Annotated in this window: 13 protein-coding genes; 3 read left to right on the top strand and 10 right to left on the bottom strand. The window is 70.6% G+C overall.

Annotated features, from left to right (window positions below; all coding sequences use genetic code 11):
- Window positions 1-46: 46 nt before the first annotated feature.
- On the bottom strand, window positions 47-2095 hold the full coding sequence (locus AQI70_RS14250) for an APC family permease (protein WP_062148692.1): 2049 nt from the start codon (window positions 2093-2095) through the stop codon (window positions 47-49).
- A 551-nt stretch (window positions 2096-2646) separates the two neighbouring features.
- Here AQI70_RS14250 and AQI70_RS14245 point away from each other — a divergent pair.
- Complete coding sequence (locus AQI70_RS14245; protein WP_062148689.1) at window positions 2647-3318, top strand: potassium channel family protein; 672 nt, start codon at window positions 2647-2649, stop codon at window positions 3316-3318.
- Window positions 3318-3995, top strand: a complete 678-nt coding sequence (locus AQI70_RS14240; RefSeq protein ID WP_062148687.1) for a potassium channel family protein — start codon at window positions 3318-3320, stop codon at window positions 3993-3995. Before AQI70_RS14245 ends, AQI70_RS14240 begins: the two co-directional genes overlap by 1 nt.
- A gap of 269 nt (window positions 3996-4264) precedes the next feature.
- On the opposite strand, the gene AQI70_RS14235 is transcribed toward AQI70_RS14240, so the two are convergent.
- From AQI70_RS14235 to AQI70_RS14200, 8 genes are all read right to left on the bottom strand, one after another.
- A complete protein-coding gene (locus AQI70_RS14235) occupies window positions 4265-4999 on the bottom strand; it encodes a DUF3159 domain-containing protein (protein ID WP_062148685.1) in 735 nt (244 codons plus the stop codon).
- A gap of 3 nt (window positions 5000-5002) precedes the next feature.
- Window positions 5003-5401 carry an OB-fold nucleic acid binding domain-containing protein gene (locus AQI70_RS14230; RefSeq protein ID WP_037642785.1) on the bottom strand — a complete coding sequence of 133 codons (399 nt, stop codon included), beginning with the start codon at window positions 5399-5401 and terminating at the stop codon, window positions 5003-5005.
- A gap of 78 nt (window positions 5402-5479) precedes the next feature.
- Complete coding sequence (locus tag AQI70_RS14225) at window positions 5480-6163, bottom strand: response regulator (protein ID WP_062148683.1); 684 nt, start codon at window positions 6161-6163, stop codon at window positions 5480-5482.
- Window positions 6160-8733, bottom strand: coding sequence for a sensor histidine kinase (locus AQI70_RS14220; protein ID WP_062148681.1), 2574 nt, complete (start codon window positions 8731-8733; stop codon window positions 6160-6162). Before AQI70_RS14220 ends, AQI70_RS14225 begins: the two co-directional genes overlap by 4 nt.
- A 135-nt stretch (window positions 8734-8868) precedes the next feature.
- Complete coding sequence (locus tag AQI70_RS14215) at window positions 8869-10080, bottom strand: alginate lyase family protein (RefSeq protein ID WP_062148679.1); 1212 nt, start codon at window positions 10078-10080, stop codon at window positions 8869-8871.
- A 167-nt stretch (window positions 10081-10247) separates the two neighbouring features.
- Window positions 10248-11006, bottom strand: coding sequence for a DUF3710 domain-containing protein (locus AQI70_RS14210; protein WP_062148677.1), 759 nt, complete (start codon window positions 11004-11006; stop codon window positions 10248-10250).
- A gap of 1 nt (window position 11007) precedes the next feature.
- On the bottom strand, window positions 11008-11559 hold the full coding sequence (gene dut / locus AQI70_RS14205; protein ID WP_062148674.1) for a dUTP diphosphatase: 552 nt from the start codon (window positions 11557-11559) through the stop codon (window positions 11008-11010).
- Window positions 11556-12140 carry a PaaI family thioesterase gene (locus tag AQI70_RS14200; RefSeq protein WP_062148671.1) on the bottom strand — a complete coding sequence of 195 codons (585 nt, stop codon included), beginning with the start codon at window positions 12138-12140 and terminating at the stop codon, window positions 11556-11558. Before AQI70_RS14200 ends, dut begins: the two co-directional genes overlap by 4 nt.
- Window positions 12141-12198: 58 nt before the next feature.
- Between AQI70_RS14200 and AQI70_RS14195 the strand changes: the two genes are divergently transcribed.
- Window positions 12199-12660: a DUF3093 domain-containing protein gene (locus AQI70_RS14195; RefSeq protein WP_062148668.1), complete on the top strand. Its 462-nt coding sequence runs from the start codon at window positions 12199-12201 to the stop codon at window positions 12658-12660.
- Between the two features lie 59 nt (window positions 12661-12719).
- On the opposite strand, the gene AQI70_RS14190 is transcribed toward AQI70_RS14195, so the two are convergent.
- The gene (locus AQI70_RS14190; protein ID WP_079051295.1) at window positions 12720-13682 is read right to left on the bottom strand and encodes a hypothetical protein; all 963 of its coding nucleotides are present in this window, start codon (window positions 13680-13682) and stop codon (window positions 12720-12722) included.
- Window positions 13683-13684: the final 2 nt, after the last annotated feature.

Here is a 13684-nt window from a genome sequence, read left to right as displayed (position 1 = left end):
AACAGCCCACCAGTCTACGTGCTCCCGGCCACGCCCCCCGCCCGCGTCAGCGCTGGGCGTCGGCCTCCTTCGCCCGCTCCTGGGCGGGCCCCCGCCGCACCGAGCCGGGCGCGTTCCACTCCTGCCGCTTGCGGGCCCGGGCCTTGGCCACCTCGGAGGACTGCAGCTGGTACGGCACCGAGGTCACCATGATGCCCGGCGTGAACAGCAGCCGGCCCTTCAGCCGGAGCGCGCTCTGGTTGTGCAGCAGATGCTCGTACCAGTGGCCGACGACGTACTCGGGGATGATGACCGACACGGCGTCGCGCGGGGACTCCTTGCGCAGGCTCTTCACGTACTCGATGACCGGCCGCGTGATCTCCCGGTAGGGCGAGTCGAGGACCTTCAGCGGTACGTCGATGCCGCGCCGCTCCCACTCGTCGCGCAGTGCCTTGGTCTCCGCCGGGTCCACGTTGACGCTGAGCGCCTCCAGGGTGTCCGAGCGCAGCAGCTTGGCGTAGGCCAGGGCGCGCAGGGCGGGCCGGTGGATCTTGGAGACCAGGACGACGGAGTGCACGCGGGACGGCCGTACGCTGTCGTCGCTCGGGCCCTCGGGGGCGGCGAGTTCCTCGGAGACATGGTCGTAGTGGCGGCGGATCGCCGTCATCGTGCCGTAGAAGATCACCATGCCCAGCAGGGCCACCCAGGCGCCGTGCGTGAACTTGGTGACGAGGACGACGACCAGGACCAGTCCGGTGAAGAAGGCGCCGAAGGTGTTGATCGCGCGGGAGCGGATCATGTGGCGGCGCTTGGCCTGGTCGGTCTCCGTGGCCAGATGGCGGTTCCAGTGGCGGACCATGCCGGTCTGGCTGAGCGTGAAGGACACGAACACGCCGACGATGTACAGCTGGATCAGCCGGGTGGAGTCGGCACTGTAGATCCACACCAGGAGGATGGCCGCGCCCGCCAGCAGCACGATGCCGTTGGAGAAGGCGAGCCGGTCACCGCGGGTGTGCAGCTGGCGCGGCAGATAGCGGTCCTGGGCGAGGATCGAGCCGAGCACCGGGAAGCCGTTGTAGGCGGTGTTGGCCGCCAGGAACAGCACCAGGGCGGTGGCCGCGGCGAGCACGATGAAGAAGAAGCTGCCCTTGCCGAAGACGGCCTCGGCGACCTGGGTGATCACGGGGTTCTGCACATAGTCGGCGCCGACCGCGACACCGTCCTTCAGCAGGTCGACGGCCGGGTTCTCGGCCATGCGGACCTTGGTCACCAGCGCGAGCACGATGATGCCGCAGAACATGGTGACGGCCAGCAGGCCCATCGCCGCGAGCGTGGTCGCCGCGTTCTTCGACTTGGGCTTGCGGAAGGCCGGGACGCCGTTGGAGATCGCCTCGACACCGGTGAGCGCGGCACAGCCGGAGGAGAAGGCGCGCAGGAGGAGGAAGACGAGCGCGAAGCCGGCGAGGCCCTCGTGCTCCGGCTTGATCTCGTACGACGCCGTGGGCGCCCGCATGGTGTCGTCGAGGACCAGCGCACGGAACGCGCCCCAGGCGACCATCGTGAAGACGCCCGCGACGAAGACGTACGTCGGGATCGCGAAGAGGCTGCCGGACTCCTTGACGCCGCGCAGGTTCATCAGCGTCAGCAGCACGATCACGCCGACCGCGCACTCGACCTTGTGCTCGACGACGAACGGGACGGCGGAGCCGAGGTTCTCGATGCCGGAGGAGATGGAGACGGCGACGGTCAGGACGTAGTCGACGAGCAGGGCGCTAGCGACCGTGAGGCCCGCCTTGGGGCCGAGGTTGGTGGTGGCCACCTCGTAGTCGCCGCCGCCGCTGGGGTAGGCGTGCACGTTCTGGCGGTAGGAGGCGACCACCGTGAACATCAGCACGACGACCGCGAGTGCGATCCAGGGGCTGAAGTGGTATGCCGACAGGCCCGCGATGGAGAGGACCAGCAGTACCTCTCCGGGCGCGTACGCCACGGATGACAGCGGGTCGGAGGCAAAGACGGGCAGAGCGATGCGCTTGGGCAGGAGCGTTTCCGCCAGCCGGTCGCTGCGCAGCGCGCGCCCGATCAGAATCCGTTTGGGCACGTCGGTCAGTTTGGACACAACAGAGAATCGTAGGCCCCCTGCCTGGAGCGGAGCACATCCGGGTGAAATCGCGCGCGGCGCGGGGGTGAATTCCGTCCCCCGCTCGCGCCGGGCGCCGATCGGGGCGCCGCCCGCGTGCCTCCATGACCTGCGTCGGTACGCTCATCACATCCGGGAGACCTCATGTCGCAGACGACCGCTCAGCTCGTCGGTGCCCTCGTCGCGCTCGCCGGACTCGCCGCCCTGGCACTGGCCAGCGTCCGCAGCATCAACCGCCGCTGATCCGCACCATCAGCCGCCGTCCATCCGCAGCAGCAACCGCCGTTGAGGGCGCCGGTCGTCTCTCCAGGTGGTGCCTGGTCGGTGTGTCCGACCCTGACGTTACGGTGGACGGAGGCACACGCGAGCCCGCGATCCGAACCGCGCGGGATCATCGACGGGATTCCCCGGCATGATGTTGCCCAGCGGTCCGCGACCGGCCCGCGTCTGTTGCCCGGCAAACCGAGAGAAGGATATGAGCGCCACGTTCACGCAAGTCAGACGCCTAACGAGGAGTGCGGGGTAAGGCCGTGCACATCGTCATCATGGGTTGCGGAAGGGTGGGCTCCGCTCTTGCCCAGACCCTGGAGCAGCAAGGGCACACGGTCGCCGTGATCGACCAGGACCCCACCGCGTTCCGGCGGCTGGGCCCTGGGTTCGGGGGCCGCCGGGTCACCGGCGTCGGCTTCGACCAGGACACCCTGCGCGAGGCGGGCATCGAGGAGGCGGGCGCCTTCGCCGCCGTCTCCAGCGGTGACAACTCGAACATCATCTCCGCGCGCGTGGCCCGCGAGATGTTCGGCGTGGAGAACGTCGCGGCCCGTATCTACGACCCCCGCCGCGCCGAGGTCTACCAGCGCCTCGGCATCCCCACCGTGGCCACGGTCCGCTGGACGGCCGACCAGATGCTGCGCCGCCTGCTGCCCTCGGGCGCCGAGCCGCTGTGGCGGGACCCGACCGGCGGCGTCCAGCTCGCCGAGGTGCACACGTCCCCGGCCTGGGTGGGCCACAAGATCAGCAGGCTGCAGGAGGAGACCGGCGTCCGCGTCGCGTTCCTGACCCGGCTCGGCGAGGCGATCCTGCCCAGATCGCAGACGGTGCTGCAGGAGGGCGACCTGGTGCACGTCATGATGCGCACCGACGAGGTCGACAAGGTCGAGGCGGCGTTCGCCAAGGGTCCCGAAGAGGAGGGCGGTCACTGATGAGGGTCGCCATTGCCGGCGCCGGAGCGGTGGGCCGCTCCATCGCGGGCGAACTGCTGGAGAACGGCCACGAGGTCCTGCTCGTCGACAAGGCGCCGACCGCCATCTCGGTCGAGCGCGTCCCGCAGGCGGAGTGGCTGCTGGCCGACGCCTGCGAGATCACGTCGTTGGACGAGGCGGCGCTGCAGCGCTGCAACGTGGTGATCGCCGCGACGGGAGACGACAAGGTCAACCTGGTCGTCTCGCTCCTGGCGAAGACGGAGTACGGCGTTCCGCGCGTCGTGGCCCGGGTGAACAACCCCAAGAACGAGTGGCTGTTCAACGAGGCCTGGGGCGTCGACGTGGCGGTCTCCACCCCCCGTCTGATGTCGGCCCTGGTCGAGGAGGCGGTGAGCGTCGGCGACCTGGTCCGCCTCCTCCGCTTCAGCCACGGCGACGCCAACCTCGTCGAGCTGACCCTCCCCGAGGAGTCGGCCCTGGCCGGCACCCAGGTCGGCGACGTCGAGTGGCCCGAGGACACGTCCCTGGTCACCATCATCCGCGGCACCCGAGTCCTCACCCCGTCCCGAGAGGACTCCCTGGAGGCGGGCGACGAACTCCTCTTCGTGGCCGCGCAGGCGCGCGAGGAGCAGCTGGAGGACCTCCTGTCGGTGCGACGCGAGGACACGTCGGGCTGACCGACTCCGGACCACGACGACGAAGGGCGCCCCGGGAGTTCCCGGGGCGCCCTTCGCAGCAATTCAGCCCGTCGGGGCTACGGCGCCGGTCCGCACCATCAGCCCGTCCGGCGATTGAGGACGAGGCCCGTTCAGGGCCGACAGCGGGGTCTGGGAGCCGCAGGTCCCCGGGGACGCGGGGTCGAAGGGGCGGCAGCCCCTGGAGGACGGGACGGGTAGGGGCGGCGGGGGCGAGAAAACCCACGACCCCAGCGGCCGGCGCCCGGCACCTACTCGGCCGCCGCAGCCTTCCGCTCCCGCTCGGCCTGCTCGGCCCGTTCCGCCGCCTCCATCTCCGCGAACACGTCGATCGGCGCCGGCGCCTTCGCCAGGAACACCCACGTCAGCCACACAGCCAGCAGGAACGGCGGGATCTTCAGCGCGACCAGCACCCACCCCAGCTGCGTCGTGTCCGCCCACCAGTACAGCGGGAACAGAATCGCGCACTTGGCGAGCAGGATCAGCCCCCATGCCCAACTGGCCTTCGCATAGGCCTTCTTGCGCCCGGGATTCCGCGTACGCCAGGAGAGGTTCTCCTTGAACACCGGCCCGAGGATCAGCCCGATCAGCGGCACCCCGCACAGCGTGGTGATGATGTACGCGAGCCCCAGCCCCAGCGTGTAGAGCATGCCGGGCAGATAGAAGTCCTTCGCGTTGCCGGTCATCATCGCGAACACGACACCGAAGGCAACGCCGAACACACCGCTGAACGCGTGCTTGACGGTGTCCCGCATCACCAGGCGCACCACCACGAGCAACAGGGACACCCCGAGCGCGGCGATGGCCGACAGGTGCAGGTCCTTGTTGACCGTGTAGATGGTGACGAAGAGCAGACCGGGCAGCACCGTCTCGATCATGCCGCGCATGCCGCCGAAGGCCTCGAACAGCGCGGCCTCGGTCACCGCCCGGGCCTCCTGCTCGGCGTCTGCGGTGGTGTCTTCAGTCGGCTTGTCGAGCGACGTCACCGGCTACTCCCGTCCGAGGGGTCTCAGTTCGTATTTCGGGTTGAACAGCACCCGGCGGCCCCGGCTCATGGAGATCCGGCCCGATGCGATCAGCCGGCGCCCCGGCTCTATCCCGACTATGGAGCGCCTGCCGAGCCACACCACGTCCAGGGCGGCGGAGCCGTCGAACAGCTCGGCCTCCAGGGCCGGAACTCCCGCGCGTGGCCGCAGAGTGACCGTGCGCAAGGTACCAGTAACCGTCACGATCTGTCGGTCACGACAGTCACCGATCTTGATACAGCCGGCCGTCTCGGCGTCCTCACGCAGCTCCTCGGACTCCAGGTCCTCCTGCGACGAGGAGAGCCGGTCGAGCATGCGCCGGAACCGGCCCACCGACTTTTCGGAACGAGGAACAGCACTCATGTCTGGAAGCCTACCGGGGTGCACCGACACGGTCGTACCCCCGGGGCCGACGCTCCAACCGACCCCCCTGCGACCGGCTCACTTCTCGAACCGGTACCCCATCCCCGCCTCCGTGATGAAGTGCTTCGGATGCGACGGGTCCGCCTCCAGCTTTCTGCGCAGCTGGGCCATGTACACCCGCAGATAGTTCGTCTCCGTCCCGTACGACGGCCCCCACACCTCCTGCAGCAGCTGCCTCTGGCTGACGAGGCGTCCCGTGTTGCGGACCAGCACCTCCAGCAGATGCCATTCCGTCGGGGTCAGCCGTACGTCCCTCCCGCCCCGGTTGACCTTCTTCGCGGCGAGGTCGACGGTGAACTCCTCGGTCTCCACCATCACGTCCTGCTCGCCGCCCCCGGCGGGTTCGGCGCGGCGGACGGCGGCCCGCAGCCGGGCCAGCAGTTCGTCCATGCCGAACGGCTTGGTGACGTAGTCGTCGGCCCCCGCGTCCAGCGCCTGCACCTTCTCGTCGGAGGAGTGCCTGGCGGACAGCACCAGGATCGGCACCCGGGTCCAGCCGCGCAGCCCCCGGATCACCTCGACGCCGTCCATGTCGGGCAGACCGAGGTCGAGGACGACCACGTCGGGGTGACGGGCGGCGGCGAGTTCGAGGGCGGTCGCGCCGTCGTGGGCCGCGTCGACCTCGTACTTGCGGGCCTTGAGGTTGATCACGAGGGCGCGCACGATCTGCGGCTCGTCGTCGACCACCAGCACCCGGGTCATGGGGTGACCTGCCTTTCGGGTTCCACGGGGCGGTCCGTCGACGCGGCCCCCTCCTGAAGCTCCGGGCCCGGTCCCGCCGCCCGGAGAGTGAGCACCATGGTGAGACCTCCGCCGGGCGTGTCCTCGGCGTTGAGGGTGCCGCCCATCGCCTCGGCGAAGCCGCGTGCCACCGCGAGGCCGAGCCCGACCCCCGCGCCGCGCGGGGCGTCGCCGTAGCGCTGGAAGGGCTCGAAGATGCGCTCCTTGGCCTCGTCGGGGACGCCCCGCCCGCGGTCGACGACCCGCACCTCGACGCGGTCGGCGATGGCGCTGGCGGACACGAGGACCGCGCTGTCGCCGGGGCCGTACTTGACGGCGTTCTCGACCAGGTTGGCGACCGACCGCTCCAGCAGCCCCGGGTCCACGGCGACCATGGGCAGGCTCTCCGGAACGTCCAGCTCCACGCTGCCCTCCGGCACCCCGCCCAGGGCCATCGGCACCACCTCGTCGAGGTCGATCTCGCGGATCAGGGGCGTGACCGTGCCGGTCTGCAGCCGGGACATGTCCAGCAGGTTGCCGACCAGGTGGTCCAGGCGGTCGGCGCCCTCCTCGATGCCCTCCAGCAGCTCGGCCTCGTCCTCCTCGGACCAGGCCACGTCGTCGGAGCGCAGCGAGGAGACGGCCGCCTTGATGCCCGCGAGAGGCGTACGCAGGTCATGGCTGACGGCGGCCAGCAGCGCCGTACGGATCCGGTTGCCCTCGGCCAGCTCCTTGGCCTGGTCCGCCTCGCGCTGCAGGCGCTGGCGGTCCAGGACCACGGCGGACTGCGCGGCGAAGGCGGCCAGCACCCGGCGGTCCTCCGCGGGCAGCACCCGGCCGGTCAGCGCGAGCGCCATGTGGTCGCCGACCGGTACATCGACGTCGGCGTCCTCCGGCCGGGCCGGCGCGTGCCCCGTACCGACCCGGCCGGCGCAGGTCCACGGGTCGAGGTCGCTCTCCCGCTCCAGCAGTGCCGCCGACTGCATGCCGAAGGTCTCCCGGACCCGTTCCAGCAGCTCCTCCAGTCCGGTCTCGCCGCGCAGCACGTTCCCGGCGAGGAAGGACAGGATCTCCGACTCGGCGCGCAGGCGGGCGGCCTGGTGGGTGCGGCGGGCCGCGAGGTCCACCACGGAGGCCACCGCCACCGCCACGAAGACGAAGATCACCAGCGCGAGCAGGTTCTTCGGGTCGGCGATCGTGATGTGGTGCACCGGTGCCGTGAAGTACCAGTTGAGCAGCATCGAGCCGACCGCCGCCGAGGCCAGTGCGGGGTAGCGCCCGCCGAGCAGGGCCGCGGCCACCGTCAGGGTCAGGAACAACAGCATGTCGTTGGCGAGACCGAGGTCGACCGCGGTGTGGGTCAGCAGCAGGGTGAGCAGCAGGGGACCGCCGACACCGGTGAGCCAGCCCCACAGAATCCGGGACCGGCCGAGGCGGGCGCCCCGGGCCACGGGCAGTCCGCGCCCCTTGGCGGCCTCCTCGTGGGTGACGATGTGCACGTCGAGGTCGGGGCCGGAGTCGCGGGCGACCGTCGCGCCGACGCCCGGTCCGAAGACGTACTGCCAGCTCTTGCGGCGCGAGGAGCCGAGGACTATCTGCGTGGCGTTGGCACCGCGCGCGAAGGCCAGCAGCGCCGCCGGGATGTCGTCGCCGAGGACGTGGTGGAAGGTGCCGCCCAGGTCCTCCACCAGGGTGCGCTGTACGGCCAGTTCCTTGGGTGAGGCGGAGGTGAGGCCGTCGCTGCGGGCGATGTACACGGCCAGCACCTCACCGCCGGCGCCCTTCTCCGCGAGCCGTGCCGCCCGGCGGATCAGCGTCCGTCCCTCCGGACCGCCGGTCAGCCCCACCACGATCCGCTCCCGGGAACCCCAGATCGTCGACACCCGGTGATCGCTGCGGTACTGCTTCAGATACTCGTCGACCCGGTCGGCCACCCACAGCAGCGCCAGCTCGCGCAGCGCGGTCAGGTTCCCGGGCCGGAAATAGTTCGACAGGGCCGCATCCACCTTGTCCGGCTCGTAGATGTTGCCGTGTGCCATCCGCCGCCGCAGCGCCTGCGGCGACATGTCGACCAGTTCGACCTGGTCCGCGCGGCGCACCACCTCGTCCGGCACGGTCTCCCGCTGCCGCACACCGGTGATCGACTCGACGACGTCCCCCAGTGACTCCAGGTGCTGGATGTTGACGGTCGATATGACGTCGATCCCGGCCGCCAGCAGTTCCGCCACGTCCTGCCAGCGCTTGGCGTTGCGCGAGCCGGGGACGTTGGTGTGGGCCAGCTCGTCCACCAGCGCCACCTGCGGTCTGCGGGCCAGGACGGCGTCGACGTCCATCTCCGTGAAGAAGGCGCCCCGGTACTCCAGCTCCTTGCGCCGGATCTGCTCCAGCCCGTGCAGCATCACCTCGGTGCGCGGCCGCCCGTGGTGCTCCACGAACGCGACCACGCAGTCGGTGCCCCGCTCCACCCGGCGGTGCGCCTCGGACAGCATCGCGTACGTCTTGCCGACGCCCGGTGCCGCACCGAGGTAGATCCGAAGCTTGCCGCGTCCCATGGCCTCATCGTCTTCCGGTCCCGCTGTTGCCTGCGCAGCGTCGACCTTACGGCCAATAATCGCGACAAAAGGTGCCGGGTGCGGCGGCGGGGCCGTCTTTGACGCAACTCTGACGGTCCCGCCGCCGGGTGGGCCTCAGCCCAGGTTGTCGCCGTGGGTGAGGGTCTCCCAGGCCACGAAGAGATGGTTGGTGCCGGCTGGGCGGTTCCGCTCGGTCAGCGTCTGTGTGTTGGTCATCGCCATGCCCAGACGGTTGTGCAGGGCGTTGTAGCCCACCTCGGTGACGGGGCCGAGCCCGAGCTTCAGCGAGCCGCCGCACAGCCAGCCGGGGACGGCCGTACCCAGCTCGTACTTCGCGTGGAACCCCAGCGCCTGCCGCAGCCGCTCGCCGACGTCGGTGCCGTACAGGTCCTGCCCCTGGATGCGGCTGGTCTCGGCGATGTGCGAGATCGCGGAGATGCCGTAGCCGGTGTGCGTGAGGTCGCGGCAGGTCTCCTGGGTGAGGCCGGTGACGAAGGTGGACTGGCCCTGCCAGTACTTGACGATCTTCTCCCGGGTGTCGAGGTTCTGGCTCGGCACGGTCCTCGGCAGCTCGCCGTCGGAGGCCAGGTAGACATAGGCGGCGGTGCGGGTGCGGAACTTCGCCATGGCCTTGTCGTAGGAGGCCTTGTCCTCCAGGAAGACGGAGATGCCGACGGCGGCCTCCATCATCGAGAGCTCCCAGTTGCCGTTGGAGTTCGAGCCGTTGATCACCTCGGGCAGGTAGACGGTGCGCAGCATCGTCGCGAAGCGGCCGGCGTTCGGCCAGCCGCCGGTGTAGGTGTGCTTGATGATCTCGGCGGCCCTGGGCCAGGAGGAGCCCGCCCAGCCGGTCTGCAGGGGCGCGTTGCTGTTGGTGTGGTCCTTGATGACGGCGGACCAGGCGTCCATCAGCTCGATGGCCTTCCTGGCGTACCGCTCGTCGCGGGTGATGTACCAGGCGAGGGCGTCGGTGTAGGCGGCGATCGCGTCCTGACGCTCGTCCGTGCAGCCGTGGTTCGGATTCGAGTACGAGCCGCACTCGACGATCGCCCGGGGCTTGGGCGTGCGGTTCAGGTCGGCGTACGTGCTCGCCATCATCTGGTCGAAGGCGCCCTTCCAGGGCTGGGCGCCGGAGTTGACCTTGGTGCGGACGAAGTCCAGCTGGCTCTTGGAGACCGTGACTCCGGGGTGGGCGAAGGCCGCGGGGGCGGCGTCGGCCCGGTGGGCCTGCGGCCGGAGCAGCAGGGTGGAGACCAGCGCCGCGGTCAGCGCGGCGAACAGTACGGCGCGGGTTCTGCGGCGGTGACGTGCGGGAGCAGGTGACATACGGGGGCCATCCGTTCTCGTACGTGAACAATGAGCGTCTCTTTGAACGCTCGCGATGGCCGCAGACGTTAGGTACAGACCAATGAGCCGTCAAGGGTTGGCGCATGAGAAAGGGCCGCAACCCCGTGGGGGGATACGGCCCTTGCCCGCTCTGCCCAGTGGCAGCGCTATCGCACCTCGGTGATCTCCGGCCCGCGCTGGAGCTGGCCCATGCCGCCGGAGAAGCGCGAACCCGCCTCCTCCTGCTGAACGCCCTCGGGAACCATCTGGGCGTCGTTCGGCAGCTTCAGGACGATCGGGTCGCGGGGCGCCATCGGGCCCTCGCCGCGGACCACGACCGTGTCCCGGAAGATCTGCTCAAGCAGCCCGGCGGCCTGCGGCTGCACCGCGCCCTGGCCCGAGATCACCCCGCGCAGGAACCAGCGGGGACCGTCCACGCCGACGAACCGCACGACCTGGAAACCGCCCGTGCCGTCCGGCAGCTGCACCGGCACCTGGGCCCGCAGCTCCCAGCCCAGGGGCCCCTCGACCTCGTCGACGATGCCACCCTGCTGGGTGATACCCGTGCCGATCTCCTCGCGTACCTCGCCCCAGATGCCCTCGCGCTTGGGCGCGGCGAAGGCCTGCAGCTGGATGGCGCTGTCGCGCAGCACGACGGTCGCCGCGACGATCGCGTCCCCGGCGACCTCCACCCGCAGCTCCATGCCGTCGACGCCCGGCACGAACAGGCCGCCCAGGTCGACGCGGCCCTCGGCGGGATCACGCACCTCGGAGCTGTCCCAGGGCCCGTCGGGCCGCGGTTCCGGCTCGAGCCGTACGCGCTCGCGCGTGCCGTCGTCGTCCGCCTCAGTGTCGATGTCGACGACCTGCTCGGGCTCGCCGGCCGCGTCCTCGGCGGCACCCTTCTTCTTGCGACGTCCGAACACGTCACTGTCCTTCCCGGTCGGATACGACCGAAGCGTATCGATTCCCACCCGTAGCGCCGCCATCGGCGGCCTGACCGCTTGTATCGCTTGTGCCGTCCACCGCGGCATGGCCGCCGGTGGACCCGAAGCCCCCCTCGGCCCGCGCCGAATCGGGAAGCTCCGCGACCTCCTGGAAGCGAACCCTCTCGACCTGCTGGACAACCAGTTGGGCAATCCGGTCGAAGCGCTCGAACCGCACGCTCTCATGCGGGTCGAGATTCACCACGATCACCTTGATCTCCCCACGGTACCCGGCATCAACCGTCCCCGGGGCATTCACGAGGGCGACACCGCAGCGGGCGGCGAGACCGGACCGCGGGTGCACGAAGGCCGCGTACCCCTCCGGCAGGGCGACAGACACCCCGGTGGGCAGTACGGCCCGCTCCCCCGGCTTGAGTTCGCGGCTCTCGGTGGTGCGCAGATCGGCTCCCGCGTCACCGGGATGCGCGTACGTCGGAAGCGGTACGTCGGGGTCGACGCGCCGGATCAGCACGTTCACGGGCTCACGGCTCACGGGTTCACCTCGAAGGCACGGGCACGCCGGACCTGGTCCGGGTCGTTCATGGCGGCCCGGATCTCCTCCGGGCGGCCGTTGTCGATGAAGTGGTCGACCTTCACCTCGATGAAGAGGGCGTCGGCACGGACGGCGACGGGCCCGTCGGGACCGCCGATCCGCCCGGTGGCGGTCGAGTAGATCTTGCGGCCCGCCACCGCCGTGACCTCGGCCTCCAAAAACAGCACGGTGCCCACCGGAACCGGCCGCACGAAGTCGGTCTCCAGCCGCCCGGTCACGGCGATCGTGCGCAGCAGCCAGTTCAGCGAGCCGAGGGTCTCGTCCAGGGCGGTCGCGAGCACGCCGCCGTGCGCGAGGCCGGGAGCACCCTGATGGGCGGGCTGCACGGTGAACTCGGCGGTGATGCCGACGCCGCCCCCGGCGCGCGCCGCCAGATGCAGTCCGTGGGCCTGCTCGCCGCCACACCCGAAACACTCGCCGTAGTGCGCGCCGAGAAGCTCACCGGGCGCGGGAGCATCAGGGTGACGGGCCGGTTTCACGGCGTCGGCCGGAGGCTTGAGAGCTGCGGAAGTACCACTCACAGCCGCAGACCTTACCCGCGCGTCGGCGGTATCAGGACACCGTGCCAAGCTTGGCTCCATGCAGCTCTCCGCCACCCCGTACGAAGAACGTCTCACCGCCCCCCGCTCCTGGTGGCTGATCTCGTTCCTGGCAGGGGTCTCCCTGGCCCTGATCGTCCTGCCCTTCGGCACGCTGCCCATGCTCGCCGGCCTGGTCGGCGGCACCGCCGCGGCGGCCGTCATGGCCAGTTCGTACGGCTCGGTCCGCATCCGCGTGGTGGGCGACTCGCTGATCGCGGGGGAGGCGAAGATCCCGGTGCGGGTGCTGGGCGAGGCGCATGTCCTGGACGCGGAGGAGGCCCGCGCCTGGCGCACCCACAAGGCCGACACCCGGGCCTTCCTGCTGCTGCGCGCCTACATCCCCACGGCGCTGCGCGTGGAGGTCACGGACCCCGCGGACCCGACGCCGTACCTGTATCTGTCGACCCGGGAGCCGGAACGCCTGGCGGAGGCGATCAGGGCGGCGAAGGCACAGGCGTAGCACACCAGAACGGGCCTTCACCGGCCTGGTCAGGACTTGTTCTCGCGTTCGCCGCGGTCTCAGCCGCCCCCGAGTTCCTTGTGCCCGGGGTCCCGCGCGACGTCACCCATCTCCAGCGGCTGCGCCGGGCGCTCCAGCGGCGGCAGGGCCGGCAGTTCGTCCCACGCCACCTGGTTCTTGCGCAGGTCCGCCCGGATCCGCGCCGCGAGCTTCTTGGTGTCCCGGCGGTTCATGACGGCGCCCACGGCGGCACCCACCATGAAGGGCATCAGGTTCGGCAGGTTCCGCACCATCCGCTTCATGATCTGCTGGCGCAGCTCACGTTTCATCTGCCCGCCGAGAGCGGCGTTGATCGTGGCCGGCTTGGCCGGGTCGATGCCGCGCTCCTCGGACCACGAGGCCAGATAGGCGGCGCTGCGCTCTCTCAGACTGCCGGGCGGGCGTAGGCCGTACACCTCGTGCAGCTCGGCGATCAGCTTCAGCTCGATCGCGGCCACACCGGTGATCTCGGCGGCCAGTTCCGCCGGCATCGCGGGCGGCACCGGCAGCATCGCCGCCGCGCCGACTCCGGCGCCGACCGTCGAGCTCGCGTTCGCCGCGCCTGCCACGAGCTTGTCCGCGAGCTGCTCGGGTCCGAGGCCCGGGAACTGCCGGCGGAGCGTCGCGAGGTCCCGTACGGGGATCCGCGGGGCGTTCTCGATGATCCGGTCGGCCAGGTACCCAAGACCCGCCCTGGCCCGGCTGCCGCCCTTACGGACGCCTTCCCTGGCCTTCTCCCGGATCACCGCGACCCTCCCCCGCGCTCTCGACGCCGTCGGAGCAGGGGGTACCCCCGTGTTCGCGACCGACGCGGGATCCGCCACCGATGCCGGGAGTTCAGCTCCGGACATCGGTTCGAGCGAGGCTCCCTCACCAGGCGAGCCCCGCTCGTCGTCACGCGCGCCCTGCGGGCCGTCGGACGGCCCTTGGTCCGCTCCCCGTCGGGAGAAGCGGCGCTTCCGGGGAGGGGTCGAGCCAGTCACGG

This window comes from Streptomyces curacoi (genome assembly GCF_001513975.1).
GTDB classification, from domain to species: domain Bacteria; phylum Actinomycetota; class Actinomycetes; order Streptomycetales; family Streptomycetaceae; genus Streptomyces; species Streptomyces curacoi.
The sequence above is the reverse complement of the archived record's forward strand: the minus strand, read 5'-3'. Positions and strand labels throughout refer to the sequence as shown.

Bases quoted from the DNA above. Each gene is read 5' to 3' on its own strand.
- AQI70_RS14240 (WP_062148687.1), top strand. From the start codon at position 3,318: ATGAGGGTCGCCATTGCCGGCGCCGGAGCGGTGGGCCGCTCCATCGCG.
- AQI70_RS14230 (WP_037642785.1), bottom strand. From the start codon at position 5,401: ATGAGTGCTGTTCCTCGTTCCGAAAAGTCGGTGGGCCGGTTCCGGCGC.
- AQI70_RS14225 (WP_062148683.1), bottom strand. From the start codon at position 6,163: ATGACCCGGGTGCTGGTGGTCGACGACGAGCCGCAGATCGTGCGCGCC.
- AQI70_RS14220 (WP_062148681.1), bottom strand. From the start codon at position 8,733: ATGGGACGCGGCAAGCTTCGGATCTACCTCGGTGCGGCACCGGGCGTC.
- AQI70_RS14215 (WP_062148679.1), bottom strand. From the start codon at position 10,080: ATGTCACCTGCTCCCGCACGTCACCGCCGCAGAACCCGCGCCGTACTG.
- AQI70_RS14195 (WP_062148668.1), top strand. From the start codon at position 12,199: ATGCAGCTCTCCGCCACCCCGTACGAAGAACGTCTCACCGCCCCCCGC.